Origin of the sequence: Rhodococcus sp. C3V, assembly GCF_029269915.1 — a bacterium.
GTDB lineage: Bacteria > Actinomycetota > Actinomycetes > Mycobacteriales > Mycobacteriaceae > Rhodococcus_F > Rhodococcus_F qingshengii.
Genome location: NZ_JARJBE010000002.1, coordinates 390,186 through 417,125, shown reverse-complemented (window position 1 = coordinate 417,125; position 26,940 = coordinate 390,186). Strand labels below are relative to the sequence as shown.

Annotated in this window: 27 protein-coding genes and 1 tRNA gene; 21 read left to right on the top strand and 7 right to left on the bottom strand. The window is 62.5% G+C overall.

The annotated features are described in order from the left end of the window. Positions 1–50: 50 nt before the first annotated feature. The 14 genes from P3G66_RS06955 (at position 51) to P3G66_RS06890 (ending at position 12,725) form a co-directional block, all read left to right on the top strand. Positions 51–683 carry an alpha/beta fold hydrolase gene (locus P3G66_RS06955; protein ID WP_007731295.1) on the top strand — a complete coding sequence of 211 codons (633 nt, stop codon included), beginning with the start codon at positions 51–53 and terminating at the stop codon, positions 681–683. Then, entirely contained in the window at positions 680–1,960 is a 1,281-nt protein-coding gene (locus tag P3G66_RS06950) for an FAD-dependent oxidoreductase (RefSeq protein WP_042924499.1), read from the top strand. Before P3G66_RS06955 ends, P3G66_RS06950 begins: the two co-directional genes overlap by 4 nt. Continuing rightward, a complete protein-coding gene (locus P3G66_RS06945; RefSeq protein ID WP_042450068.1) occupies positions 1,951–2,694 on the top strand; it encodes a DUF1365 domain-containing protein in 744 nt (247 codons plus the stop codon). Before P3G66_RS06950 ends, P3G66_RS06945 begins: the two co-directional genes overlap by 10 nt. Continuing rightward, positions 2,691–3,980 (top strand): cyclopropane-fatty-acyl-phospholipid synthase family protein, encoded by a 1,290-nt coding sequence (locus tag P3G66_RS06940; RefSeq protein ID WP_007731299.1) that lies wholly within the window; start codon positions 2,691–2,693, stop codon positions 3,978–3,980. The genes P3G66_RS06945 and P3G66_RS06940 overlap by 4 nt, the downstream gene beginning before the upstream one ends. Continuing rightward, positions 3,977–5,293 (top strand): cyclopropane-fatty-acyl-phospholipid synthase family protein, encoded by a 1,317-nt coding sequence (locus P3G66_RS06935; RefSeq protein ID WP_116056887.1) that lies wholly within the window; start codon positions 3,977–3,979, stop codon positions 5,291–5,293. The genes P3G66_RS06940 and P3G66_RS06935 overlap by 4 nt, the downstream gene beginning before the upstream one ends. Further along, complete coding sequence (locus P3G66_RS06930) at positions 5,290–6,093, top strand: DUF1295 domain-containing protein (RefSeq protein WP_276116339.1); 804 nt, start codon at positions 5,290–5,292, stop codon at positions 6,091–6,093. The genes P3G66_RS06935 and P3G66_RS06930 overlap by 4 nt, the downstream gene beginning before the upstream one ends. Positions 6,094–6,116: 23 nt before the next feature. Beyond that, positions 6,117–6,494: a CrcB family protein gene (locus tag P3G66_RS06925; protein ID WP_007731302.1), complete on the top strand. Its 378-nt coding sequence runs from the start codon at positions 6,117–6,119 to the stop codon at positions 6,492–6,494. Then, positions 6,491–6,835: a fluoride efflux transporter CrcB gene (gene crcB, locus P3G66_RS06920; RefSeq protein ID WP_003942344.1), complete on the top strand. Its 345-nt coding sequence runs from the start codon at positions 6,491–6,493 to the stop codon at positions 6,833–6,835. Before P3G66_RS06925 ends, crcB begins: the two co-directional genes overlap by 4 nt. Before the next feature lie 97 nt (positions 6,836–6,932). Then, a complete protein-coding gene (gene pgm / locus P3G66_RS06915) occupies positions 6,933–8,570 on the top strand; it encodes a phosphoglucomutase (alpha-D-glucose-1,6-bisphosphate-dependent) (RefSeq protein WP_276116338.1) in 1,638 nt (545 codons plus the stop codon). A gap of 42 nt (positions 8,571–8,612) precedes the next feature. Beyond that, entirely contained in the window at positions 8,613–9,866 is a 1,254-nt protein-coding gene (locus P3G66_RS06910) for an MFS transporter (protein ID WP_070162196.1), read from the top strand. A 25-nt stretch (positions 9,867–9,891) separates the two neighbouring features. Further along, a complete protein-coding gene (locus tag P3G66_RS06905) occupies positions 9,892–10,380 on the top strand; it encodes a MauE/DoxX family redox-associated membrane protein (RefSeq protein WP_003942318.1) in 489 nt (162 codons plus the stop codon). Positions 10,381–10,422: 42 nt separating this feature from the next. Then, entirely contained in the window at positions 10,423–11,166 is a 744-nt protein-coding gene (locus tag P3G66_RS06900; protein WP_007731305.1) for a DsbA family protein, read from the top strand. A 145-nt stretch (positions 11,167–11,311) separates the two neighbouring features. Then, positions 11,312–11,384, top strand: a tRNA-Ala gene (locus P3G66_RS06895). 225 nt (positions 11,385–11,609) lie between these two features. Further along, on the top strand, positions 11,610–12,725 hold the full coding sequence (locus P3G66_RS06890; protein WP_276116337.1) for an FAD-dependent oxidoreductase: 1,116 nt from the start codon (positions 11,610–11,612) through the stop codon (positions 12,723–12,725). Between the two features lie 10 nt (positions 12,726–12,735). Here P3G66_RS06890 and P3G66_RS06885 read toward each other — a convergent pair whose 3' ends face one another. Further along, a complete protein-coding gene (locus P3G66_RS06885) occupies positions 12,736–15,270 on the bottom strand; it encodes an alpha/beta fold hydrolase (protein ID WP_276116336.1) in 2,535 nt (844 codons plus the stop codon). Between the two features lie 178 nt (positions 15,271–15,448). On the opposite strand from P3G66_RS06885, the gene P3G66_RS06880 reads away from it, so the two are divergent. The 3 genes from P3G66_RS06880 to bluB all read left to right on the top strand — a co-directional run bounded on the left by P3G66_RS06880 (position 15,449) and on the right by bluB (position 17,811). Continuing rightward, on the top strand, positions 15,449–16,051 hold the full coding sequence (locus tag P3G66_RS06880; protein WP_162114282.1) for a lipocalin family protein: 603 nt from the start codon (positions 15,449–15,451) through the stop codon (positions 16,049–16,051). A gap of 81 nt (positions 16,052–16,132) precedes the next feature. After that, a complete protein-coding gene (locus tag P3G66_RS06875) occupies positions 16,133–17,185 on the top strand; it encodes a GTP-binding protein (protein ID WP_276116335.1) in 1,053 nt (350 codons plus the stop codon). Continuing rightward, positions 17,182–17,811, top strand: a complete 630-nt coding sequence (gene bluB / locus P3G66_RS06870; protein ID WP_042924489.1) for a 5,6-dimethylbenzimidazole synthase — start codon at positions 17,182–17,184, stop codon at positions 17,809–17,811. Before P3G66_RS06875 ends, bluB begins: the two co-directional genes overlap by 4 nt. A gap of 40 nt (positions 17,812–17,851) precedes the next feature. Here the strand turns inward: bluB and P3G66_RS06865 are convergent, their stop codons facing one another. The 4 genes from P3G66_RS06865 to glp all read right to left on the bottom strand — a co-directional run bounded on the left by P3G66_RS06865 (position 17,852) and on the right by glp (position 22,143). Beyond that, positions 17,852–19,291, bottom strand: coding sequence for a DEAD/DEAH box helicase (locus P3G66_RS06865; protein ID WP_042450056.1), 1,440 nt, complete (start codon positions 19,289–19,291; stop codon positions 17,852–17,854). A gap of 228 nt (positions 19,292–19,519) precedes the next feature. Beyond that, entirely contained in the window at positions 19,520–19,933 is a 414-nt protein-coding gene (locus P3G66_RS06860; RefSeq protein WP_007731311.1) for a molybdenum cofactor biosynthesis protein MoaE, read from the bottom strand. Then, positions 19,926–20,912, bottom strand: coding sequence for a bifunctional molybdenum cofactor biosynthesis protein MoaC/MoaB (gene moaCB, locus P3G66_RS06855; RefSeq protein ID WP_065455546.1), 987 nt, complete (start codon positions 20,910–20,912; stop codon positions 19,926–19,928). The genes P3G66_RS06860 and moaCB overlap by 8 nt, the downstream gene beginning before the upstream one ends. 28 nt (positions 20,913–20,940) lie before the next feature. Continuing rightward, positions 20,941–22,143 carry a gephyrin-like molybdotransferase Glp gene (gene glp, locus P3G66_RS06850; protein ID WP_003944714.1) on the bottom strand — a complete coding sequence of 401 codons (1,203 nt, stop codon included), beginning with the start codon at positions 22,141–22,143 and terminating at the stop codon, positions 20,941–20,943. A gap of 111 nt (positions 22,144–22,254) precedes the next feature. On the opposite strand from glp, the gene moaA reads away from it, so the two are divergent. From moaA to P3G66_RS06835, 3 genes are all read left to right on the top strand, one after another. Next, positions 22,255–23,313: a GTP 3',8-cyclase MoaA gene (gene moaA / locus P3G66_RS06845; protein ID WP_118606743.1), complete on the top strand. Its 1,059-nt coding sequence runs from the start codon at positions 22,255–22,257 to the stop codon at positions 23,311–23,313. Continuing rightward, a complete protein-coding gene (locus P3G66_RS06840; RefSeq protein ID WP_003944706.1) occupies positions 23,306–23,563 on the top strand; it encodes a MoaD/ThiS family protein in 258 nt (85 codons plus the stop codon). Before moaA ends, P3G66_RS06840 begins: the two co-directional genes overlap by 8 nt. A gap of 314 nt (positions 23,564–23,877) precedes the next feature. Further along, the gene (locus tag P3G66_RS06835; RefSeq protein ID WP_276116334.1) at positions 23,878–24,633 is read left to right on the top strand and encodes a hypothetical protein; all 756 of its coding nucleotides are present in this window, start codon (positions 23,878–23,880) and stop codon (positions 24,631–24,633) included. 25 nt (positions 24,634–24,658) lie between these two features. Here the strand turns inward: P3G66_RS06835 and nadE are convergent, their stop codons facing one another. Beyond that, the gene (nadE, locus tag P3G66_RS06830) at positions 24,659–25,483 is read right to left on the bottom strand and encodes an ammonia-dependent NAD(+) synthetase (protein ID WP_276116333.1); all 825 of its coding nucleotides are present in this window, start codon (positions 25,481–25,483) and stop codon (positions 24,659–24,661) included. 68 nt (positions 25,484–25,551) lie between these two features. Here nadE and P3G66_RS06825 point away from each other — a divergent pair, with 68 nt between their 5' ends. Continuing rightward, on the top strand, positions 25,552–26,106 hold the full coding sequence (locus P3G66_RS06825; RefSeq protein WP_276116332.1) for a nucleosidase: 555 nt from the start codon (positions 25,552–25,554) through the stop codon (positions 26,104–26,106). A 19-nt stretch (positions 26,107–26,125) separates the two neighbouring features. On the opposite strand, the gene P3G66_RS06820 is transcribed toward P3G66_RS06825, so the two are convergent. Further along, a complete protein-coding gene (locus tag P3G66_RS06820; protein ID WP_007736061.1) occupies positions 26,126–26,905 on the bottom strand; it encodes an META domain-containing protein in 780 nt (259 codons plus the stop codon). Positions 26,906–26,940: the final 35 nt, after the last annotated feature.

The following is a 26,940-nucleotide window of genomic DNA, read 5'->3' as shown; positions in this document are numbered from 1 at the left end:
AGAAATTCTACGAACCCCATCCAAATGGTTTTCGGCTCCGAATGCCGTGTATGACGCCCAACCGACGGCAACAGCAGGACGGTGACCAGCACCTGGTGGTGCTAGTGCTGCCTGGAGGAAAGGTATCGAGCCATCGCCCGGCTCGCGCCTGGCATCTGTCCAACCTTCGGATGTGCCCGTTCACCGCTCAGCTTCGCCTCTCCGGTGTCAAGGCGGTGCAGGCTCGCTATCGAGTTCGAGGTTGGAACGGTGCCGAGCGCAGTCCGGTCGCCGACGCCCGCGCCGCACTCGACGCGATAACGAAACGTAATTCACAAGCTCAGGTGATCCTGCTGGGGCACTCGATGGGCGGACGGGTCGCCGCCGAACTATGTGGCGATCCGGCGGTGGTCGGTGTGGTCGCGCTGGCGCCGTGGTGGCCCGATGGAACGTCGGTGAATCTGCATTCGGACACACCGCTGGTTGTGCTCCACGGCACGGCCGACTCGTGGACCGACCCGGCAGCGTCTCGCCGGAAGGTCGACGAACTGCAGAAGTCGGGTAAGAGCGCTGAATGGATCGGCATCGACGGCGCAGGCCACTTCATGCTCCGTCGGGCGGCGACTTGGCATCGCCTCGTCGCGGATGCAATCGCAGGAATGAGTCGCGGGGTAGCCGCAACAAAGATGGGAGAACGACGATGAGTTCCGACAAGCGCAAGGTGGCCGTCGTCGGTAGTGGTGTCGCAGGTCTGACAGCGGCGTGGGTGCTCAGTAAGGACAGTGACGTCACCCTCTACGAAGCGGATTCACGGCTCGGCGGGCACGCGGACACCCATTCGGTCACCGACCCGGAAGGGCGAAGCCTCGCCATCGACACGGGGTTCATCGTCCACAACGATCGCACCTATCCGACATTGTTGCGATTGTTCGCAGAACTAGATGTGCCTACGCAGGAATCCGATATGAGCATGTCGGTCAGGTGTGGGGGGTGCGGGCTCGAGTACTCGGGAGGCCAAGGGTTGCGCGGCGTTCTCCCGACGCCGGGGCTGCTGGTGAACGGCAGTTTTCTGTCGATGTTGATGGAGGTCAAGCGCTTCCATCGCCGTGCCCGAGCCCTGCTCGACAACACGGATCCGTCGGCACCCGACCAGACACTGGGGGTGTTTCTGCGCAGCGGCCGGTTCTCCGACTACTTCACCGCTCACTTCATGACTCCGCTCGTGTCGGCAGTCTGGTCGTGTGATCCCGGCTCGGCGCTGAAATATCCCGCGCGGTACCTGTTCTCGTTCCTCGATCACCACGGAATGCTGAGCGTCACTGGATCGCCGACCTGGCGAACAGTCACCGGTGGATCGGGCGAATACGTTCGTCTCGTCGCCAAAAGTATCGGGGATATCCGCCTCAACACGCCGGTGCGCGCAATCCACCGGTTCGATGATCGCGTCGACATTCGTGACGGCGACGACCAGATCCAGACCTTCGACGCAGCCGTGGTCGCAACGCATCCGCAGCAAGCGCTGAAGATTTTGGCGGATCCGACGCCTGTCGAATCCCAGGTCCTCGGCGCAATGCCGTACTCCGTCAACCACACCCAGCTTCACACCGACGAGAATGTGCTGCCCGGCAACACCAATGCGCGCGCGTCGTGGAACTACTACATCCCTGAATGCAACGCGAAGCCGGATCACGTTCTGGTCAGCTACGACATGACGAGGTTGCAGCGGCTCCCGGAGACCGGCCGGCGCTACCTGGTGACCTTGGGGGGAGGCGAAATGGTGTCCCCGGACTCGGTGATCGATCAGATGACCTACGAGCATCCGCAGTACACACCCACCTCCGTCGCCGCTCAAGCGCGGCTTCCCGAGTTGGACTCGGACGTGCTCGCGTTTGCCGGTGCCTACCACGGATGGGGCTTCCACGAGGACGGTGCACTCTCTGGCCTGCGCGCCGCCGAACGCGTCGGAGGTCGGTGGCCGTGACCGCACCCATCACGCCGTCCATCGTTCATACGAGCATTCGGCACGTTCGAACGGAGCCGTTGCACAACGAGTTCGAGTACCGAAGCTACAGTTGGCTCGTCGACGTCGACGATTTACCCGAGCTTCCGAAGGCTTTGCGGCCCTTGGCGAAGTTCGACGCCGGGGATCACCTCGGCGACCCCACTCGATCGATTCGTGCCAACGTCGAGACTTTTCTGGCAACCAACGGATTGGAGTTCGCCGGCGGTCGCATCCTCATGCTTGCGAACGCGCGTGTGTTCGGCCATGTGTTCAACCCGCTGAGTGTGTTCTGGTGTCTGAACGACGACGGCAGTCAGCGGTGCGTCGTTGCCGAGGTTCACAACACCTACGGCGAGCGGCACTGCTACCTGCTCGAAACCGACGAACGTGGCGCGGTTCGCACGTCCAAAGAGTTCTACGTATCTCCGTTCAACGATCTGGACGGCGAGTACCGGATGCGACTTCCGCTACCCGACACCGCGCTCGCGCTCTCGATAGTTCTGGCCCGTGACGGCAAGGCGCCCTTCGTGGCCACGGTGTCCGGTCGTTGTGTGCCGGCGACGACGCGCGAGATCGTGCGCAGTGCGCTCGCCATCCCGCTGGCTCCGCTCCGAGTCGCCGCGCAGATCAGATTTCAAGGAATCCGGCTGTGGGCCAGGCGCTTACCCATCGTTCCCCGACCGCAACATCACCCGCAGGAGGCAGTGCAATGACCACAACCACTCTCGGCACCGAACCTTCCGCTCACACGATCGAAACCGAGCGGTGGCCGGGCGTCGCCACCGTGCCGAGCGGGCTCAAAGTGCGGGTTGCATCACCGGTTGCCCGCGCCCTGTTCCACAAGGCGGTCGCACGTTTGCCGCTGCGTGTCCAGATGCCCAACGGTGAGTTCTCCGGTGGCGGTAGCCCCGATTCGCCGTTGATGGTCATTCACCGCCCAGACGACTTCGCTGCTCGTGTGGGGGACAGTGGTTTGATCGGATTCGGCGAGTCTTACATGGCGGGCGATTGGGAAGCATCCGACCTCACTGCGGTCCTGGAAGTCTTCGCCTCCCGCGTGGCGACGCTCATTCCCGACTTCCTGCAGCGGCTACGAGGCCTCTACATTCCGAAGCAGCCTCGCAGTGAACGGAATTCGACGCAGAACACGCGCTCGAACATCTCCCGGCACTACGACCTCTCGAACGAGATGTTCGAACTGTTCCTCGACGACACCATGACGTATTCCAGTGCCCTCTTCGAGGATCTGTCGGTAGGAGCGACCCCGTCGTGGGACGTGTTCGCAGCGGCGCAGCATCGGAAGATCGATCGACTGCTGGATGGCGCAGGTGTCGGACCCGGTTCGCGAGTGCTCGAAATCGGCACAGGCTGGGGAGAATTGGCGATCCGAGCTGCCCAACGGGGAGCGACGGTGCGCTCGGTGACACTTTCGGTCGAACAGCAGGAATTGGCAGCGAAGCGGATAAGCGCTGCGGGACTGGCAGATCGCGTTCAGGTCGACCTTCTCGACTATCGGCAGGTACAGGGGGAGTACGACGCCGTTGTGTCGGTCGAGATGATCGAGGCCGTCGGCCACCAGTACTGGGGAAGCTACTTCCAGACGATCGACGCCCTGCTGGCGCCGGGTGGGCGCGCAGCGATCCAAGCCATCACGATGCCGCACGATCGAATGCTCGCGACCCGCAACACCTACACCTGGGTGCACAAGTACATCTTCCCCGGCGGATTTCTCCCGTCGGTGCGGGCGATCGAGGACGTCACCGAGCGCATGACAACCCTGCGGGTGCGTGAGCGGATGTCGATGGGCGATCACTACGCGCAGACGTTGCGACTGTGGGACGAGCGATTCAGCGCTCGCACCGACGAGGCGTCCGCGCTCGGGTTCGACGCAGTGTTCGCGCGCATGTGGCATTTCTATCTCTGCTACTCCGAGGCGGGGTTTCGGTCGGGGTATCTCGACGTCCAGCAAATTGTTCTCGATCGGAGGAACCAGCGATGACTGCCACAATGGATCGAACGACACAAGGTACCGGCGTTGCGGGTCGTCTCTCGGACATCCTCAGTCCACTTGTCGGCGGCGAACTTCCGGTGCGGTTGACTGCATGGGACGGCAGCACAGCAGGTCCGGAAGATGCTCCGAAGCTGACGCTTTACAGCCCGAACGTTTTGCGACGCTTGCTCTGGAATCCCGGCGAGTTGGGGGCTGCGCAGGCGTATGTTCTCGGTGAACTCGACGTCGAGGGCGATCTAGGCGACGCACTCACACACGTGTGGAAGGTGTCTGCCGAGCGGGGGCTCGGGTCGATTACCCCGACACCATCGCTCGTCTTGGCCGCGGTCAAGGCTGCGCGATCCTTCGGTGCTTTCGGGAGACCTTTGGCTCCGCCGGCGTCGCAGGCTCAGGTGAAGGGGCGCCTGCACAGCCTCGCCCGCGACCGCGAGGCGATCGGGCACCACTACGATTTGTCGAACGATTTCTACCAATTGATCCTCGATGAGAACATGGCGTACTCCTCGGGCTATTGGACTTCCGATGCACCGGACTACACGCTCGAAGACTCACAGACAGACAAGCTGGACCTGGTGTGCCGCAAGGTCGGTCTCGATCGAGCGCGAGGCTTGCGGTTTCTCGATGTCGGCTGTGGTTGGGGCTCGCTCAGCCTGCATGCAGCGCGGGAGTACGGCGCTAGGGTTGTCGGAATCACGATCTCGGCGGAGCAGAAGGCTTTTGTCGACGCGAAGGTCCGCGCGCTCGGTTTGGAAGACTGGGTCGAGATTCGCCTCCAAGATTATCGAGAGATTCCAGACGGTCCCTTCGATGCGGTCGCTTCCATCGAGATGGGTGAGCATGTCGGTGAGGACAACTATCCGACCTACGTGAAAGCGCTCCACGACAATGTTATTGCCGGTGGCCGTGTGCTGATTCAGCAGATGTCCCGCACTGGCCCGCACCCCGGGGGAGGTCCGTTCATCGAGTCGTTCATCGCGCCGGACATGTACATGCGGCCCGTCGGTCGCACTGTTGCGATGATCGAGGAAGGTGGACTCGAAGTGCGGGACGTCCACGCCCTGCGTGAGCACTACGTGCGGACCGTCGACGCGTGGATCGAGACCTTCGAATCGAACTGGGATCGCGTCGTGGAACTCGTAGGTGTCGAAGTCGCTCGGGTGTGGCGTCTCTACCTCGTCGGCGGAGGAATGGCATTTCGGGACGGTAGGATGGGCGTCGATCAGATTCTGTCGGTCCGGCCGCACGGTGATGGTCGATCGGGTATGGAACCGGTACGGCCGCAGTGGGTGTCGCGGCGATGAACGGATTCGACTGGGGCGCGTTCGGAGTGGTCACACTCACGAGTCTGCTGGCGATCGTCGTCGGAATGGCGGTGACAGCCACGATCGGTGTACGGATCGGGCGCCACAACGTTGTCGACGTGTCGTGGGGCGCCGGCTTCGTTCTGATCGCGCTCGTGTCCGCGATAGTGGGAACCGGCGACCTCTGGCGCCGGTTGCTGATGCTTGCGCTCGTGGCGATCTGGGGTCTGCGGTTGGCGACGCACATGGCGATTCGATCGCGTGGCAAAGGTGAAGACCCGCGGTACGAAGAAATGCTCGGACGAGCGACGGGTAATCGAACGCTGTATGCGATCCGCAAGATCTATCTCACGCAGGGGATTTCGTTGTGGTTCGTCTCCCTGCCGATCCAGGTCGCAGCAGTGTCGAACGGCAGCTTCGGACTTCTTGTCGTACTCGGAATCGCGCTGTGGATTGTCGGCGTCACGTTCGAGACGGTCGGCGACCGACAGATGGAGGAGTTCAAATCCGATCCGGGCAGCCGTGGCCACATCATGGATCAAGGTTTGTGGGCATGGACGCGGCATCCCAACTATTTCGGCGACGCGTGTGTCTGGTGGGGGATCTTCCTCGTCTCGGCGTCCGTGTGGCCGGGGGTGTTGACCGTCCTCTCACCGATCGCCATGACGTACTTCCTGGTCTTCGCCACCGGAGCGCGGTTGCTCGAGCGACACATGGAACAGCGTCCGGGCTATCGCGAGTATCAGCAGCGGACAAGTTACTTCATTCCTCGCCCGCCGAAAGCCCGCTCCGGGACGTAGGCTCTTTCGGGTGAGGCCAGAGCATGGGTGATCTGAAACTGCCGGCTGCGGTATGCGCGGTTGCCGTCGGCGGAGGGTTGGGCGCGCTCAGCCGCTACGGTCTGGGGGAGCTCTTTCCCCACATCTGGACGACTCTGGTCATCAACGTCGTCGGCTCGTTCGTTCTCGGTGTTCTCGCGGCCCTGCTCGTGCACAACAAGGTTGGGTACCTCTTTCTCGGCACGGGCTTCTGCGGCGGCTTCACCACCTTCTCGTCCTTCGCGGTTCACGCCGTGACGGAGAGTCCGTGGCGATCGATTCTCTATGTTCTCGGGACGCTGATTCCCGCGATCCTCGCTGCAGCACTGGGCAAAGGGCTCGGTGAACGCTGGATCCGCGCGCGGGACGGAGCGTCGGCATGACAGTTCTCCTGGTGGCGCTCGGCGGCGGCGCTGGTGCGAGTGGCCGGTACCTGTTGGCGCGGTATGTGCCCGCGTACAAGGGATTTCCGGCTGCGACGTTCGCCGCGAACGTGATCGGCTGCTTCCTCCTTGGATTGTTCACCGGGGCAGCTCTTTCCACCGAGATGGCCGCACTTCTGGCGACCGGCTTCTGCGGCGGCTTGTCCACCTATTCGACCTTCGCGACCGAGAACGTCGGGATGATCGAGAGGCGCCAGACGGCGCTTTCTCTGATCTACATCGTCCTCAGTCTGATCGTGGGACTGTCCGCTGCGTGGTTGGGAATCCAGATCACGGATTGACGGATCCGGCGCCGAGCGTGCACGCCACGCGGCCAGGGTAGACAATTGTCCACAGTCGCGTCGACACAGTGGTCGACCACCGGGCCGAGGGGGATTCGTGGCGCACGAACGAGCAGGACAAGTGGCTCTGCCAGAGGATCTGATCAATGTTCCTCATCTGGTCACCGCGTATTACACGCGCACTCCGGATCCCGAGAACCCGATGCAGCAGGTACTTTTCGGCACTTCAGGACATCGCGGTTCCAGTCTCGACTCGGCGTTCAACGAAGCTCACATCCTGGCGACAACCCAGGCGATCGTCGAGTACCGCGCTTCGCAGGGAATCGACGGCCCGCTGTTCATCGGCCGGGACACACATGCGCTCTCGGAGCCTGCCTGGCTGTCGGCCTTGGAGGTCCTGGTCGCCAACGACGTCGTCGTCCTCGTCGATTCACGCGACGCCTACACTCCCACCCCGGCTGTCAGTCACGCGATCTTGCGATACAACTCGACGGGTCCGGAGGCCAAAGCCGACGGCATCGTCGTGACACCGTCACACAATCCGCCTTGTGACGGTGGCTTCAAATACAACCCGCCGCACGGCGGGCCCGCGGACACGGATGCGACGTCGGTTATCGCCGATCGAGCGAACGAGCTACTGCGCAAGGGGCTTTCCGGGGTACGGCGTGTGACGGCGGCACAAGCGCTGGACCGCGTCGAACGCTACGACTTCCTACGCTACTACGTCGAAGACCTCCCCAGTGTCCTCAACCTCGACGCGATCCGCGATGCCGGAATCACGATCGGTGCAGACCCCCTCGGCGGGGCAAGCGTCGACTACTGGGGCGCGATTGCCGAAACTCACCGACTCGACCTCGAAGTGGTGAATCCTCTCGTCGATCCGACCTGGCGGTTCATGACGCTCGATACGGACGGCAAGATCCGCATGGACTGCTCGTCGCCCGACGCGATGGAGTCGCTGATCGGGATTCGGGATCGCTACGACATCGCGACCGGAAACGATGCGGACTCCGACCGCCACGGCATCGTCACTCCCGACGGCGGTTTGATGAACCCGAATCACTATCTGGCCGTTGCCATCGAGTACCTGTTCGCGAACCGGCCAGGTTGGGGCGCAGATACCAAGGTCGGCAAGACCCTCGTGAGTTCCTCGATGATCGACCGTGTCGTGAGCAGCCTGGGCCGCGATTTGCTCGAGGTTCCGGTCGGGTTCAAGTGGTTCGTTCCCGGATTGCTCGACGGGTCTGTGGGATTCGGCGGCGAGGAAAGCGCCGGCGCGTCCTTCCTCCGACACGACGGTTCCGTCTGGACGACGGACAAGGACGGCATCATCCTTGCGTTGCTCGCGTCGGAAATCACCGCGGTGACGGGAAAGTCTCCGTCAGCGCACTACGCCGCGTTGGCCGAGAAGTTCGGGAGCCCGGCGTACGCACGTATCGATGCGCCCGCGACACGCGCACAGAAGGCAGTCTTGGCAAAACTGTCTCCCGACCAGGTGAGTGCAACCGAGCTGGCGGGTGAACCGATCACCGCGACACTGACTGCCGCGCCCGGAAACGGCGCGGCGATCGGTGGTCTCAAGGTGACGACGGAGAACGCGTGGTTTGCAGCGAGGCCGTCCGGCACGGAGGACGTGTACAAGATCTATGCCGAGTCGATGAAGGGCGCCGATCATCTGGCTCAGGTTCAGGCAGCGGCCAAGGACTTGGTGTCCGGCGTCTTGAAGGCGAACTAGCCCGCGGACCGCTCATGTCGCCCGGCTAGAATTCCGGGCGACATGAAAACTCGTGCAGCCAAGCTGCCACAGGAAATTTGGGTACTGGTCGCCGCCAGCTTCGTCATCGCCCTCGGATTCGGGTTGGTCGCCCCGGCACTACCTCAGTTCGCACGCAGCTTCGACGTATCGGTCACCGCCGCCACGATCGTGATCTCGTCTTTCGCTTTCATGCGGTTGGTGTTCGCGCCGATGAGCGGCACTTTGGTACAGAAACTCGGTGAGCGGCCGGTCTACATCGTCGGCCTTCTCATCGTCGCGGTCTCGACCGGTGCGTGCGCTTTCGCGGGGGAGTACTGGCAACTTCTGCTGTTCCGGTCGTTGGGCGGCATCGGGTCGACCATGTTCACGGTGTCGGCCCTCGGGCTGATCATTCGCATGTCACCGTCGGACAGTCGCGGCCGCGTGTCGGGTCTGTACGCGACAAGCTTTCTCATGGGATCGATCGGAGGCCCGCTGGTCGGCGGTGCGCTGTTGCAGTTCGGTCTGCGGATGCCGTTCATCATCTACGCAATTGCGTTGGTGATCGCCGCGCTCGTTGTCTTCGTGAGCCTGCGTGGATCTCATTTGGCGTCACCGGACAAGGCTGTCGATGTGAAGTCGATGACTCTCACAGAAGGCCTCCAGTCTCCGGTGTACCGGGCAGCGCTCGGATCGAACCTCGCCTTCGGCGGGGTTATTTTCGGAGTTCGCGTTGCCATGGTCCCCCTGTTCGTCGTGGAGTTCCTCGATCGGGATCCGTCGATTGCGGCCTACGCCCTGACGATCTTCGCCGTCGGCAATGCGTTGGTGTTGATCGTTTCCGGACGACTCTCGGACCGCTTCGGCCGCAAGCCCTTTGTCGTGAGCGGCCTGCTCATCTGTGGTGTGGGCACCATCGCGATGGGATTCACGGACAACCTCGTGGTGTTCTTTGTCATTGCTGCAGTGACGGGCGTCGGTTCAGGGCTCATGAGCCCGGCTCAGCAAGCAGCGGTTGCCGATGTGGTCGGGTCGACGGCTCGCGGCGGACCCGTCCTGGCGGTATTCCAGATGATGTCCGACATCGGTGGGGTAGTGGCGCCGATTTGTGCCGGGCTGATCGCCGAGTATGTGTCGTACTCGGCGGCCTTCGCAGTGATGGGAGCCGTCGTTGTCGTGTCGGCGACGGGGTGGCTGTTCGTCCCGTCGCGAACGAAGCCTGTCGAATCCGTTGTAGAAGATCTGACTGATGTGACGGTGCTAACGGATACTCCTGCGCGGACAAACCTGGACTGACCGGGCATTCTGTACTCTCGATCGGGTGGCAATTCGCATCGTGAGCCTTGTGGCCCGATTGGGTTTGGCGGCCGTCTGGCTGATTTCCGGGGGACTCAAGTTCTTTGATCCCGTTCAGACGAAGATCGCGGTGCGCGCCTATCAACTATTGCCCGAGTCACTGGTGGGTCCGGTGGCGACGGCTCTTCCCCTGGTCGAAATAGTCCTGGGCCTGCTGATCCTCGTCGGGTTGGCGGTGCGAGCATCCGCTGCAGTCTCGGTGGTCATCCTCACGGTTCTCATTGCGGTGATCATTTCGGTGTGGGCCAGGGGATTGTCCATCGACTGCGGATGTTTCGGCGGCGGAGGTGCAGCCGACGTCGGCGCTTGGGACTATTCGAAGGAGATTCTCCGCGACCTGGGCTTCTTGGCACTTGCCGTCTGGCTGCTCGTGTTCCCGCGTTCGCCACTCGCATTGGGGCCCGGATCACGCGCGGCGTTCTCAGTGGATACTCAGTCTTCAGTGGCAAGGTAAGCAATCGGTAAATCGTTTCGACGCACGAAGGACTGCATCAGCGTGAGCACCAAGAGCAGCAAGAACAAATACTCGCCGGAACCGGTCTCGAGCCGCTCCACCTACATCATCGGTGGCCTCGCGGTGCTCGTGATCGCGGCCCTCGTCATCGGCGGTGTCTTGTGGACGAACAGCAAGAACAAGCCCCAGAACGACGGCTACGGCTCCGTGCAGAGTTCCGAAGTTGCCGTCACGGTGCAGGACAACGGAGTGGTGCTGCTCGGCAAGCCCTCCGCCGCGACAACCATTGATCTCTTCGAGGATCCGCTGTGCCCGGCCTGTGCTGCTCTCGAACACCTCAGTGGCCAGGCTCTCGCGGCCGCCGTCGACAACGGTGACGTCGCCGTGCGATACCACATGCTGAACTTCCTCAACCGGGCCTCGGGCAGCGGTGACTACTCCACACGGGCCGGCGCCGCTCTGCTCTGCGTCGCTCAGGGTGGTGACGCGATTGCGTACTCCGCATTCCACAACAAGCTTTTCGCGACCGACACGCAGCCGGCCGAGGGCGGCAGCAGCGACCACACCAACGACGACCTCGCCCAGATCGCTCGTGATGCGGGCGCATCCGAGGACGTGGCAACCTGCATCTCTTCCGGTACCAACGTCGAAGCCGCCGCGGCCAATGCCGCAGCCGCCAGCCAGGCGCTCAAGGATGTCGGGTCGAACGGGACGCCCACGGTAGTGGCGAACGGCAAGATCGTTGACACGGGCAGCAGCGACTGGGTTTCCAAGCTCTCCTCCTGAGCTGAAGCGGCCGCTCCGACGAGGAGCGGCCGCTTCGCTCTGACCAGGCGATTTGTTGCCCACGAGTCAAGTGGTGTAACTTTCTTCCAGCAAGCGGAAAGCAGAACAGGCGCTGCGAGTTCGACTGTTAGAGTGAACTGAATACGGGGCTATGGCGCAGCTGGTAGCGCACCACACTGGCAGTGTGGGGGTCAGGGGTTCGAGTCCCCTTAGCTCCACCCGAACAAATGCTCTGCACCAATCGGTGCAGAGCATTTGTTGTATTCGAGCCAGTGTTGTGTTGTCGACCCTGTGTTTTTCGAGTCTCTATTGCATGCAGCACAGTTCTGCCTAGATGTGTCGACCGCCATAACGCCAGGGCGTCAATGTTCAATAACGTCCGCGATGAGGCCTGATCATCCCGTGCATTCTCAGCATGGGGACCGTTGGCGGAACGGAGAACCATGAGTGCACACGTGGTGATAATCGGGGCAGGATATGCGGGCGTCATGGCAGCGAAGCGACTGCTGAGAACTCGGTCGGACATCACGGTGACCGTCGTGAATCCGCGCCCACACTTCGTGCAAAGAATCAGGCTCCATCAGATGATTGCGGCTGGCTACGACGCGACGGTCTCGTTCGACAGGGCGCTACCGCGTGCGGCACACCGAGTCTTCGGAGAGGTGACGACGATCGAGGCGGCGCTCGGCAGGCTTACCCTCGACGACGGCAGTGTGCTCGACTACGACTATCTGGTCTACGCAGTCGGGAGTGGGCAGTTACCCAGCACTATCGGCGGGGCGGCGGAGCACGGGTTCAGCGTCTCCGAATTCGAGGACGCGGTTCGCCTCGAATCCAGAATGGCGACACTCGACGGGAAGGCTACGGTCTGCGTTGTCGGCGGCGGTCTCACCGGAATCGAGACTGCCGCAGAATTGTCTGAGCAGCGAAGCAGCCGAATCACTTTGGTGACCGGAGGAATCGTGGCCCCGGATCTGTCAGAGCGTGCGCGATCTGCAATTCTCAGAACATTGACCGATCTTGGGGTCGACATCGTCACCGAATCCCGGGTTACACGGATTGACGGTTCGTCCTGCGAGCTTGCGGGAGGCGCACGGGTGGAGGCAGATTGCACGATTCTCGCGACAGAATTCGGGGTCCCCGAGCTGGCGCGCCGAAGTGGCCTTCCCGTCGACGGTCTCGGTCGTCTGAAGGTCGACGACCGACTCGAATGCTCGTCCCACCCCAACATCGTCGGTGCGGGTGATGCGGTCGCAGTCGGTGATCTTTTACTGAGGATGAGTTGTCAGGCCGCGATTCCCTTGGGAGTCCATGCGGCCGAGACGATCCTGCATCGACTCGAAGGTTCCGCGCCGCGCCCGGTGGCTCCGAAGTTCGCAGGCCGGTGCATCAGTCTCGGGAGGCGGCGAGGTGTGTTCCAGCGGACCACTCGTGTCGACGACGCAACGGGCATGTTCGTCGCAGGCAGGGCGGGTGCGTTCGTCAAGGAACGAGTGTGTTCGTCGACGACCGACTGGGCCCTCACTCCGCGCCGCTCTTTCTTCTACAGCTGGACATGAGGAGCGCTGGTCACGCTCGATCACAGACTCGATCGATGATCGCCGCAGTCTTGCGGACGTACGGTTGGCGGACGACGTCTTCGTGGCACGCGTCGACGTCCTCGAAATCCAGTGAGCCCGTGGCAATGAGTGACCAGATCTCGCGTCCACGGTTGTTGGTGACCCCACGGATCACGGTGACGGGCGCGGCGCATGCTCGTATTCGATGCTTCCGGAGCGCCTGGCCTCCGATGTAGAGGAACACGGTCCACTGGGTGGCCGGCGGGTACTGCAGAATGCCGGCGAACAGCGTGCGGATCCACATGGCCGCGACGGTGCGTCTGGTCGGCTTCCAGCGGGCATTGGTGGATGGTTGTGGTGCAAGGTCGACGATCGACGGATCCAAAGTGATGCCCGCTCGACCAGCCAGTCGTGCGGCAGCCTCGGTGGAGATTCTGGTGTCGAGAACGGTGACGTGTTCGACAGTGTCACCTGACTCGGACAGCTGTGCCGCCATTTCCAGCGCCACGTAGCCGCCGTACGAGTATCCGGCGAGGAGGTATGGCCCGGTGGGCTGAATCTTCTTGATTTCGAAAATGAAACGGCGGGCGCTTGCTTTCACCGACCGGTCGGGTAGTCCGCGAGATTCGAAGCCGTGTGGCTGAAGTGCGTAAACCGGCCGATCGGTGTGCAGCGCTTTCGACAAGGTGGACAGCGTCGTCGATGGGCACCCCGCTCCGTTCATGATGAACAGCGGTCGCCCGGAGCCTTCGAGCTTCAGTGGCACCATCGTGTTGTGACAGACGCGATCATCGGGATCGATTCTGCGCCGATCCACCAGCGCTGCAAGGTCTTTGACGGTACTGGCGGCCGCGAACTCCGCCGCCGTGATCCGGATCCGGAACATGTCGTGAATCTTTGCCACCACTTCGGTTGAAGCAAGCGAATCGCCGCCGAGTTCGAAGAAGTCGTCCTCACGGTCGATGGAGTCGATACCGAGAATCGACTCCCAGATCGAGGACAACCACAATTCGGCGGGCCCGGCGAGAGTCGGTGGAGTGGACCGCACCTCGACGGAGGGCAGCGCTGTTCGATCGACCTTTCCTCTTTCGTTGCGGGGCAACGCCGGCATCAGAACAAAATGTCGGGGGAGCATCCAGGCCGGCAGATATGTCGCCAATTCGCGCCGCATCTCGGCGCCCGACCGTGCCATCACGGCTTTGGTCAGGACCACGTAGGCGACGATCTCCGGTCGATCGTTCTCGAGGACGACGGCCACGAAAACATCGGCGACGCCGGGAATTCGACGAATATGCGCCTCGACTTCCATCGGTTCCACCAGATAGCCCCGAATCTTGACGGCGTCGTCGACGCGTCCCCGCAGTTGCAGTTCTCCGCGTTCGTCGATGCGGCCCCGGTCACCGGTCCGGTAGATGCTCACTCCGTCGCCCAGGCGCGTGAATCGTGTTGCAGTTCGATCCGGGTCGCCGTGGTATCCGTCGGCAAGATCACTGGAGACAACCTGAATCTCTCCGATCTCTCCGTCGGGGAGAGGCACGCCGTTCACATCGACGATCTGTACGTCCTTGCCGTCGCGAGCACGTCCGGCCGGTACCACTCCGACGGGTAGTTCGGAATGTGGTGGGAACACGTTGTACGCGACGACACCGGTCTCGGTGGTGGCCAGCCAGTTGACGTACGTGACGCGAGCGAAGCCGTGACTGCGATGGCGCGCGTAGTCCTCGCCGTGAACTGCTTCCCCGTACGTTACGACGACGCGTAGGGAACCGATCGAATCATCATTTGCTGCACCGCAATCGAGATCTGACCACGCCCGCAGAAAAGACGGCGCACAGTGCGTGGTCGTGATCGAATTCTCGATCAGCCAGTCGTCGATTCCCGAGACGCCGTCGATACGTGGATCCCAGCAGTAGACCGTGACTCCGTTCATAAGCCCCATGATCAGGGCCGTGATTCCGGCTCCGAAACTGACGGGCAACAGGTTCCCGATGTGATCGTCGGGTCGCAGGTCGATTGCTGCGGCGAGTTCGTCGGCCTTGTTCAGGCACATGGAGTGGCTCAACACGACTCCCTTGGGTGCCCCGCTGGTGCCTGACGTGAACGCGATCATTGCAGGGTCGGAACTCGATGGTTCCAACGCGCTGTCGAATCTGAAGCCCGTCGCAGCAGACTCGTCGAGTATCGACTGCAGCGGGACTGCACCCGAGGTGCTCATGATGTGCGCTCGGCGGGCCTCGGGGAGTTGTGGGTCGATCATGACCAAGGGCCGACCGGAAATCAGAGTGGCGAGGATGGCGGGCACCGACTCGGCCGTTGGTTCGAGATCGACCGCAACCGGGCGTGCCCCGTGTGACCCACGTAGGCGAAGTTCGCGGACCAATGCGTCGGTCCGGAGTTCGAGTTCGGCGAAAGTGATCCGGTCGCGCGGAGTCACGACGGCAACGGCGTCGTGCTGCATAGAGGTGACTCGGCGCCACCTCGACTCGATCGTCTCGTCGATGACTGCATAGCGAGTGCGTTCTAGACCTAAGTCGACAACCTTCATCACAGTAGCTCCGTCCGACTTTCAGCTATCTTTTAGCAAAGACTACATAAGGTTTGTGAAGTAGGTCCATAACAAACCAAAAGTAGTTTTACATACCGCCCCATCCTCCAGTCAGTCAGCTCCGAATGCCTTGAGGAACCAATGCCGATCGAGCGTTGTACAGACGAGGAGCAGTGACATGAAGTGGTCGGGGCGAAGTGCGATTGCGATTGCGGGAGTGTGCGCCGCAGCGACGATGTTTTCGGGAACCGCGCAGGCGAGCCCACTCTGGGAACCCTTGCAGCCGGTGGCGAACCTGGACGTCGCGCGCTACGTAGGGGAATGGAACCAGGTGGCGGCGATTCCTCAGCCCTTCAGCCTCGCGTGCGCGAAGGACACCCGGGCGAGTTACGGGATCGTCGATTCGTCGAACGTGAGCGTGAAGAACACGTGTACGACGTGGACCGGTCAAGCCAACGAGATCGTCGGGAATGCCCGAGTTACCGATCCAGCAACGGGTGCCCAGTTGCACGTGAGCTTCCCCGGGGTGCCCTCACAGGAAAGCTTGGACGGCCCACCCAACTACATCGTCACCTACATTGCCGACGACTATTCGTGGGCACTGGTGGGCGATCCGCTCAGGCTTTCCGGGTTCGTGCTCTCACGGTCGGCGGTCGTCGACGCGGCAGGCTGGAGTGAGATCCGCCGGGTCGCCGAATCCCGTGGATACAACGCATGCACGATCCTGACGTCACCGACCACCGAGGGCACGTCGGACATCCGTCCGCTCTGCACGGTGTGAGTCTGCTGTCAGCGTGAACCTTCCGGAGCCACACTCCACTACGATCACTGATCGGTACGTGTGGTTTCGGAAGGTTGTGTGGTGGCGAAGAAGCAGATTCCCGTAATAGTCGTCGCAGGCTTTCTCGGTTCGGGCAAGACGACGCTGCTCAACCATCTTCTGCGTAACAACGACGGTGTACGCATCGGCGTGATCGTCAACGACTTCGGCTCCGTCAACATCGACTCGATGATGGTCGCCGGTCAGGTCGATTCGATGGTCTCCCTCAGCAACGGCTGTTTGTGCTGCGCTGTCGACGTCTCGGACATGGACGAGATGCTGAACAAGTTGGCGCACCGGCAGTCCGGGATCGACGTGATCGTCATCGAGGCCAGCGGGCTTGCCGAGCCGCGGAACATGATTCGACTCGTCCTCGGAAGTGAGAACCCGTCTGTCGTCTACGGCGGCCTGGTGGTCCTGGTCGACGGAGCCAATTTCTCCGCCGTTCGCCGCGAACATCCCGAGCTCGATCAACATGTCCGCCTGGCAGACCTGGTGGTAGTCAACAAGATCGACAGCGTTCCGGTCGCCGAACGCGAGCGATTCACGGCCGAAATTCGTAAGTTGAATCCGCGAGCGCCGATGGTGGAAACCTCGCACTCGCGGATAGACCCCGCTCTGTTGTTCGATACCGGCGAGGTGACCCCTCCGGCTCCGGGCGATCAACTGAGCCTCGACGAACTCCTGCGCGACGGGCACGACGACGATCACGAGGACGGCTCGTGTCACCACGATCACCTGCACCACCGCTACGAATCGGTTGATTTCGCATCGGAGACGCCTCTCGATGCCAGGGCTCTGACGCACTTTCTCGAGAATCAGCCGTCGGGTGTTTACCGCATCAAGGGCTTCGTGAACTTCGAGATTCCGGGCTACACAGGAAAATTCGAGATCCAATCGGTGGGTGATCATGTCCGGATCACGCCGCTGCGATGGAAGTCGGGCGAACCTCGAACCACGCAACTGGTCGTGATCGGTACCGGGATGGATTCGGGGGCGGTCGGCAGCGCGCTCCGCGCCTGCGTGCGCGAAGAAACGGTCGAACCGCACCCCGACGCCATGCTGGGATTGCACCGCTATACCGTCGGGGCGTGAGTGAATCAGCTGTATCCGTGTACGAAGCGATTCGGCGACGGCGAGACGTTCGCGCCGAGTTCTCGGGAGAGATCGTCCCCGACGAAACTCTGATGCGCATTCTCGACGCCGCCCATCGCGCGCCGAGCGTGGGAAACACGCAACCGTGGGATTTTGTCGTCGTTCGTAATCCGGAGACGCTCGACACCTTCGCGGCACACGTCGCCGATGCCCGGGTGAAATTCGCGCAGTCCTTGCCCGAGGATCGCCGCTCGACGTTCGACCCCATCAAGATCGAGGGAATCGCCGAGAGTGGTACCGGCATCGTCGTCACTTACGACCCGTCGCGCGGTGGCCCGAACATCCTCGGCCGTCATACCGTCGACGACACCGGGCTGTTCTCGGCGGTACTGGCAATTCAGAATTTGTGGCTCGCCGCGGTAGCCGAGGAGATCGGCATCGGCTGGGTTTCGTTCTACGACGAGAAGTACCTCACCGAACTCATGGGCATTCCGTCACCCGTTCGCCCCATTGCGTGGCTGTGCGTCGGGAAGGTGACCGAGTTTCAACAGGTTCCGGATCTCGAACGCTTCGGATGGCGACAGCGCCGGCCACTGGCCGACGCTGTCCATTTCGAAACCTATTGAGTTGTACCGGGCGGCGTTGCGCGCGGGGCGGCGGTGTGGCCTAGCGTGCGGGACGGCCACCGGTGGAGCCTGCGGTGCGAGCGCCGCCGCCGGTGCGGGGACGGCGAGCGCCACCACCGGCATGTTCCTGACGGGCAGCTCCGCCGGTGCGAGCACCGCGTGACTGACCGCCCTGTCCGGAGCGAGCCTGACCCGAACGTGCTGCGCCGCCGCGTCCACCCTGGCCGGCGGGACGCTGCCCGCGTCCGCCGTTCGGCTGGGCAGGAGCCTTCGGAGCCGGCGTGACGTGCGGTGCGATGTCGCCGACCAACTTGACGACGTGCTCGGAGTTGGCAGTCGAACGGACCGGGGTCACCTTGATGGCTGCCTTGCGCATGAGGATCGCAAGATCCTTACGCTGCTCGGGCAGAACCACGGTGACCACGTCGCCGGCGCTGCCTGCGCGAGCGGTGCGACCACTGCGGTGCAGGTAAGCCTTGTGCTCGGCCGGCGGATCGACGTGGACGACCAACTCGACGTCGTCGACGTGGACGCCACGCGCTGCGACGTCGGTGGCGACGAGGACGCGCGCTTCACCGGCGGAGAATGCCGCCAGGTTACGGTCGCGAGCAGCCTGCGAGAGGTTGCCGTGAAGGTCAACGGACGGGATGCCCGACTCGGTGAGCTGGCGAGCCAACTTGCGAGCCTGGTGCTTGGTGCGCATGAACAGGATGCGACGACCGGTACCGGAAGCGAGCTTCTCGACCAGAGCCTTCTTGGCTTCGACGCCGTCGACGTCGAACACGTGGTGCGTCATTGCGGCGACGGGGGAGTTGGCCTCGTCGACCGAATGCATGACCTCGTTCTTGAGGAAACGCTTGACGAGCTTGTCGACGCCGTTGTCCAGCGTTGCCGAGAACAGTAGACGCTGCCCGTCCTGCGGCGTGGACGAGAGGATGCGGGTGACGACGGGCAGGAAGCCGAGGTCGGCCATGTGGTCGGCCTCGTCGAGCACGGTGATCTCGACGGCGTCGAGACTGACGAACTTCTGCTTCATGAGGTCTTCGAGGCGACCGGGGCAGGCGACGACGATGTCGACTCCGGCCTTGAGAGCCTGAACCTGGCGGTGCTGCGAGACACCACCGAAGATCGTGGTCACGCGCAAGTCGTATGCGGCGGCCAACGGTTCGAGGGTTGCGGTGATCTGGGTGGCGAGCTCACGCGTCGGTGCGAGCACCAGGCCGAGCGGTCGACCCGGACGACGCTTTCCTCCGGACAGTTCGCCGGCGAGGCGGGAGACCATGGGGATGGAGAACGCGAGGGTCTTGCCGCTTCCGGTCTTTCCGCGGCCCAGTACGTCGCGCCCCGAGAGAGTGTCGGGGAGGGTGTCGATCTGGATCGGGAACGGAGAAGTGATTCCGCCGTCTTCGAGAGCTTTCACCAGCGGTGCGCGCACACCGAGGGCTGCGAAGGTGGTAGCGGGCGTAGAGATGTCAGACAAGTGTGTTCAGAGCCTTTCGGGCACGTGTTCGTGCCCGGATGCCGACACGGGAATTAACCGGTCGAACAATCAAGCACAGTGGTGGCGGCGCTGCCGGTCGGCAGGCTTCTTCGCCGTAAGAAGAGCGGGTGCATTGAGCACTCAGCAAGAAAATTTGCGTTCTACGACGCTGGATGCCCGATTTCAGGCACCTAGTGATCGCAACTCTACCTTCCCGGAGCGTTCGACCTACAACCCGACCCATTCGGAGACGCCGTTCGCGAAGTGTTGCCGCTTCCAGATCGGTACCTCGTGCTTGATGCGCTCCACCAGTTCGGCGCACGCGGCAAACGCCTCCGCTCGATGCGGCGCGGCGACGGCGGCGACCAGTGCTAGGTCGCCGATCTCGAGGTGACCGACGCGATGGATCGCGGCAACCGGCAGGCCGGTCGAGGCCGCAACCTCTTGGCAGCACGTCTGGAGGAAGCGTTCGGCATCCGGATGCGCTTGGTACTCCAACGCCGAAACCGCTTGACCTCCATCGTGATTGCGCACCGTTCCCGTGAACACCACAACAGCGCCGTTCTTCGGACCGGCCACGGCGGCGTCGACGGTGTCTGCGTGAATCGGTTGCTCGGAGATCCGAGCCAATAGCTCACTCATCGTGCGCTCCTCCGCCTGCGACCTGCGCGAGCAGGTGATCGATGATGGGTCCGAGGACGGCGAGACCGTCCTTCACTCCACCGGGAGAACCCGGAAGATTGACGATGACCGTCGTACCTGTGAGACCTGCCACACCACGGCTCAGCGACGCGTGCGGTGTCTTCTCGAGGCCCTTGGTCCGGATCGCTTCTGCGACGCCGGGCAACTCACGGGTCAAGACTGCCCGGGTAGCTTCCGGGGTGGCATCCGTGGGGGAAGCCCCCGTGCCGCCGGTACTGATGACGAGTGACGGGAAGCCCTCCTTGGCGTCAGTGATGCCCGCCGCGATGTCTGCGTCGGCGTACACAAGCGGTCCACGTACCTCGAAGTCCCGTTCACGTAGCCAGGTCGCGATCGTGGGTCCGGTGGTGTCGGGTCTGGTGCCGTTCGCACCGCCGGTGGAAGCCACGAGGACGGTCGCGGACCGTGCCGAGGTGAAGGTGTGCGCCGGAGCTGTCTGTGCGTTCTGAGTGTCGCGGGTCCAATGTCCGCGCTTACCACCGTCTTTGGTGAGCAGACGAACACCGTTCATGGTAGCTCCGGGGTCCACCGCTTTGACCATGTCGTGCAAGGTCAGGCCGGCTACCGCGACGGCGGTGAGTGCTTCCATCTCGACGCCGGTCTGTCCGCGAGTCTTCGCCGTCGCCTCGACGGTGATCGATGTTTCGGTGAACCCGAATTCCACCTTGACCGACGAGAGCGCGAGTTGATGACACAGCGGGATCAGTTCGGAGGTCTTCTTCGCACCGGCGATTCCGGCGATGCGCGCGGTGGTGAGGACATCAGCCTTGGGCATGCCGTCGGCGCGGACGAGGCGAACTACCTCGGCGGTCGTGACGAGTTCGCCGGCGGCGACGGCGATACGCGTCGTCTCGGCCTTGGCGCTGACGTCGACCATGCGCGCTCGGCCCTCGCTGTCGACGTGTGTCAATTCGGTCATCAGTGTCCTTTGAATCAGATCGAGTGAATCAGATCGAGGAAGTCGAGAGCGGGACGACGTCGACGAGATCGCCCGCGCCGAGCTCGGTCACGGCGGCGGGGATGTCGATCAGGACGTCGGCCCACGCCATGGCTGCAACAAGGTGCGATCCGGGTCCGGCAACGAGTTCGATTCCGTCCGCAGTTCTGCGTGCCCGCAGGAACTGCCGCTTGCCGTCCACCGAACGCAGCGGTGCAGTCAACGGGAGTCGCTCGCGCGGGATCTCGGGCAGGCCCGCGGCCCGGCGCAGTTCGCCCCGTGCGAAGACCTCGAAGGAGACCATCGTGCTCACCGGGTTGCCCGGGAAGCTCAGTACCGGCACTTCGTTCACCACTGCAGTGCCTTGCGGACCGCCCGGCTGCATTGCGACGTGGCCGAAGTGTGCTCCCAGAGGCGTGAGAGTTTCCTTCACCACCTCGAAGTCGCCCATGGACACTCCGCCGGAGGTGAACACCAGATCAGCGACCGAGGTTGCGTACGAGAGCAATTCGCGGAACTCGGCGGGGTCGTCGCTGCTTCGGGCGACGGATACGACATCGGCGCCGTTGGCTTCGGCCAATGTTGCCAAAGCTGGACCGTTGGAATCGTATATCTCACCGGGTTCGAGAGTTGTTCCGGCACTTTTCAGTTCGGCGCCCGTCGTAATTATCGCGACCCGTGGCTTCGTGTAGGTGTCGAGCGAGGCCAAGCCCACAGCACTCAGCGCGGCGATATGGCGAGGTTCCAAGTGCGTTCCGGCCGTGACCAGTAGCATTCCGGCGGTGATGTCGCTGCCACGTTCGCGTACGAATTCGCCTACCGACCTGCCCCGTTCGATCGTGACGACGTGCTCGGTGACACCCGTTGTGTCCTCGACCGGAACAACGGCGTCGGCACCCTCGGGGAGCGGAGCACCGGTCATGATGCGAAATGCCGATCCTGGAAGGTGTTTCGGTGGTTTTCCGCTTCCAGCGGCGATCACGCCTCGAACCGTCAGTGTGGTCGGAACCGAGGCCACAGAAGCAGCATCGACGGCATACCCGTCCATCTGCGAGTTGCGGAAGAGTGGCAGGTCTACCGGCGATGCGATATCCGAGCAAGTTATGCGCCCCAACGCTTCTGCCGTCGGAACTGCCGTCGGAGAGAGGGTGTGCAGGCCGGTGAGCAATCCGGAGATGTGCGACGCGTGTTCCTCGACCGAACGCGCGCTCATGACAGTAACCTCGACAACCTCGACATGTTTTGATCCTAGGCGGTGTGGTCCGTCCGACACACGGAGTACGGCTTTCGGTCATACTGGAGCAATACGGAAGTTGGTGAAGTGATGACAGTGGTCTCGATGGGAATTCCCACCGTGCGGTTCGACGCTGCCTCCCTCGCCGGTCGTCCCGAGACGGATCTCCTGGTCGACAGGTTCGGGCGTGTTGCCAGAGATCTGCGAGTCTCGATCACCGAGAAGTGTTCACTTCGTTGCACGTATTGCATGCCGGAGGAAGGCTTGCCGTCCATCGCTGCGGAAGATCTCCTGAGTGCCGACGAGATCATTCGAGTAGTCGGAATCGGCGTCGAACGAGTCGGTATTCGCGAGGTGAGATTCACCGGCGGCGAACCGCTGATGCGTAGTGACCTCGAAAAGATCATCGGGGGGTGCGCCGCGCGCGTGCCAGGAATTCCACTTTCCATGACTACCAACGCCGTTGGGCTCGAACATCGTGCCGCAAAGCTGGCTGCAGCTGGTTTGACTCGCGTGAATGTTTCCCTGGATTCGGTTGATCGCGCCCATTTCGCTGAATTGACGCGTCGAGACAGGTTGCCGTCCGTTCTCGCGGGAATTCGAGCGGCAGCTGCGGCCGGGCTCGCGCCACTGAAGATCAATGCGGTGCTGATGCGTGAAACGCTCCACGGCGCGGCGGATCTTTTGCAGTGGTGCCTCGAAGCCGGCGTCGAATTGCGCTTTATCGAGCAAATGCCTCTGGACGCAGACCATGCATGGGCACGCGAGAACATGGTGACCGCGGCTGAATTATTGTCCGTTTTGGGAAGCCGTTTCGAATTGGAAGCAATCGGCCGTGAAGATCCGTCGGCTCCTGCCGAAGAATGGCGTGTCGACGGGACCACGATGACGGTAGGGATCATCGCTTCCGTGACCCGCTCGTTCTGCAGTGAATGCGATCGGACGCGAATGACCGCAGAGGGAACAATTCGGTCATGTCTGTTCAGTGACCGTGAAGTTGATCTGCGTGCCGCGCTCAGGGCCGGAGCAAGTGACGACGAACTAGCGGATTTGTGGCGCGGTGCGATGTGGAACAAGTGGGCTGGGCACGGCATCGACGCCGCGGACTTCGTTCCGCCGGAAAGAAGTATGGGAGCGATTGGTGGCTGATCCGCATTCGATCTCGGTTCGTTACTTTGCTGCTGCAGCGGATGTATCCGGTTGCCGTAGCGAGGTAGTCGCCATCTCGCCTGACAACACACTTGCCGAGTTGGTGGCGGTGCTGGTCGGGCGATACGGACCGGAGATGGAGCGAGTGCTGTCGGTCTCGGCTTTCCTCGTCGGTGACGAGTTGACCCGCGACGTCTCTCGAGCCTCCGGTAGCGCTGTCGATATTCTTCCGCCTTTCGCTGGAGGCTAGTCCGAGAATTGCCGGCGTAGCTATTTGTGGGCTGCCGACGTATTATCCTTTTTCGGTTTGCCGGTCCAAATATTCATATCTTGATCACTCCAGCTCAAGTGGCATCTATCTCCGTTTTCTCCATTGTTGGTCAATTGTCCAGCATTGGTCGTTTTGTTTAGTTTCTCCTACTTTTGGGGGAGCGAATGCACTTCGAATTGCCAAGGTGAATTGTCATCTGTTTGGATGACAAAAGAAATACCTTCGCTGTTGGTAATTGTCGACATGTGTTAATTTTGGCGCAATTCCACTCGGGATATGTGAAAGGTATTTCAATGTCGATTAATTCCACGCGCCGTGTCGGAGTCGTCGTAGCACTCCTCGGGGCAGCTGCACTCACCGCTCCGGCAATTGCTACTGCGCTTCCGTCCACCGGTTCTCTCGGCTCTTCTGCGCCGGAAGCCTCCTGCTCGACCCTGTCCACCGAAGCGACGCCGAACGGGTGGGGCATCCCGTTCACCGACGAGAAGGATCAGACCGCGTCGTACTCGGCCGACAACGTTCTCGACAAGGACGGTTCACTGAAGCTGGCCGTCGACGGTACCGGCGATCGTTCGGTTTCCTACCATTCGGCCGGCGGTATCAAGCTGTCCGACGCAGTCGGCAAGGCGATCGGCTTTGCCGAGCGCGCCGCCACGCCGACTGCGGCATTCCAGCTCCGCCTCACCGGAACCACCGGCGGAAAGTTCGAGAACGGATTCACCACCCTGGTGTGGGTCCCGGGACCCGACGCGACGCCGACGGCTGACGGCGGCGTTCACGCGGATCTCCAGAAGGGCGTGTGGTGGAGCACTCAGAACATCGACGGCGCCAAGGACCGCGTGTCAGTGCCTTTGGCTGACATCGTCGCCGCGAACCCGAACGCGGTAGTCGACCACTACGGCGTCAGTGTGGGCACCGGTTCCGCCGCCACGTCGACGCTGGTCGATGCAGTGCAGTTCAACGGATGCACCACCAACTTCGCGAAGACGGATCCGGCTTCGGGAACGGGTTCGCTGGGCGACGTCTTCGGCAGCCTGTTCGGTAGCTAGTCGCTGGTAAGAGCTCTGGTAGGAGTTACTTCCACCAGTCATCGAGGGGTGTGACCGGCACCGTGCGCTTGTGACGAGTGTTGGTGAACATCTTCTCGAGCTTCTCGGCTACCTCGGAGGAAACGTCCTTTCCTTCGAGGTAGTCGTCTATCTGTGAGTACGTGACGCCGAGGGCAACTTCGTCGGGTAGCGCGGGTCGGTCGTCCTCGAGGTCGGCGGTCGGCACCTTGCGCCACGTGCTCTCGGGTGCGCCCAATTCCTGCAGCAATGCAGCGCCCTGGCGTTTGCTCAAGCCGGTGAGCGGCGTGATGTCGACACCGCCGTCACCGAATTTCGTGAAGAAGCCGGTAATCGCTTCTGCGGCGTGGTCGGTACCGATCACGAGATAGCCGAGCTGACCGGCAATCGCATACTGGATGACCATTCGTTCGCGCGCCTTGATGTTGCCGCGGACGAAGTCGCGTAGTTCGCCGTTCCCCAACGCCTCGGAGGCCTCACGGGCCGTCGCGTCGGCGCCAGGCTTGACGTTGACCGTGAGAGAGCGGTCCGGCTTGATGAAGCCGAGCGCGATCTGAGCGTCGGATTCGTCAGCCTGAGCGCCATAGGGGAGTCGAACGGCGACGAACTCGGCCTCGAGGCCGTCTTCACGAAGTTCCGTGACCGCGCGTTGGGCGAGGGCTCCGGCGAGCGTGCTGTCCTGACCGCCGCTGATTCCCAGAACGAACCCTTTGGCGGGGGTCGAGCGCACGTAGTCCTTCAGGAACTGGACTCGCGCGCGAACCTCCGCTGCGGCGTCGATTGTCGGCTTTGTGCCGAGTTCTTCGATGATGCTTTCACGCAGTGTGGCCATGAATGGACTCTAGCGATGTGAGCAGGCGCGTGCAGTGCCACCGTATCCGGGGCGGTACGGTCGCGCACATGAGTGCGAACAACGTTCTGGTGGTCAGTGCGACGAAGTCGGAAGCGGCATACGTGCCGCAAGGATACGAACTGCTGATCACGGGGATTGGAAAGGTCAGTGCTGCAACAGCAGTCGCCTCTGCTCTCGCGCGGTACGAGCGGGATGATCTGCCGCTGGTCGTCAACATCGGGACAGCCGGTGCGCTGCACGCGCACCACGGCGGCCTCTATGTTCCCGGCGTCGTCATCAATCACGACATCAGCAGCACCACGATCCGAGCGCTGGGGCACGACGTCGCGGACCGTTTGGTGCTCGCCGGCGGTGACGACTCGGTGTTGGCGACCGGCGACGCATTCATCGCCGACGCTGCAACCCGGGACGCCCTTGCGCAGCGAGCCGATCTGGTCGACATGGAGGGATTTGCCATCGCATTCGCCGCGCAGGCAGCGGGTGCTACCTGCCGACTCGTCAAACACGTCAGCGATCACGCGGACGACTCGGCCTTGGACTGGCCCGCGATGATCGATGCCAGCGCCCGCGAGTTGGGGCGCTGGCTGCTCGACAACGTCTGATCGAGCCTGCAGCGTCTGGTCAAGCCTGCGCAGTCAGTATCAATCCGGTGTCGTCGGGCTTGCGCAGGGTCAGCGTGTCGGCGTCGACGGTGTAGCTCACTTCGCCGTCGAGCACCGCCAGTATCTGGCGCTCGATGTCCATGTTCTCCTCGGGGCAAGCCATACGCGTGGTTGCCATCGGCGTGAACGTGACTGTGGTGTCGGACGTCTGGGCGCTTCCGGTCATGCGATTGCATCCGGTGCTCCCGCTGACCGAACCGTCTGCGGCAATCGTCAGTTCGGGAGCTGACGTCTCCAGAGCCAGGCTCGTACTGATCGCATCGGGACTGATGAGGGACGTGACAGTCCACGTCGTGCCCTGCAGCGGTCGATCCGGCGTGACGATTTTCTTGTCCTGCAGGGTGACTGTGGCGTCCTTCGATGTCAGGACGAGGGTGTCGCCGTCGAGGCTCCACGCCGGCGCGGCGGTCAGCAATGTTGTTGTCCAGGAGTCGGACTCGGCGATGCCGGGAGGGCAGCCCATCATGGTCGACGCCATGGTGCCGGTGGTCAGCGTGCCGTCGTTGAACTCGACCGAACCGTTTGCCGTGTTGCATCCGGCGCTCGCGGACACTCGACCGGCCTGGCTGAAGTCGAGAGTCAGCGGGCCGCCGCCGGGAATTTGTGTTCCATCCACGGAGGTCGAGATGAACACACGACCGGAGGGATCCGTCTTGTCTTCGGGGGAGTCGGACGAAGCGGAGCAACCACTTACCGCGGCGATGGTCAGGAGGCCGATGACGGCTGCAGCGATGCGCATGGGCTCACATTAAGTGGTGGGACGGATCTGGGGAG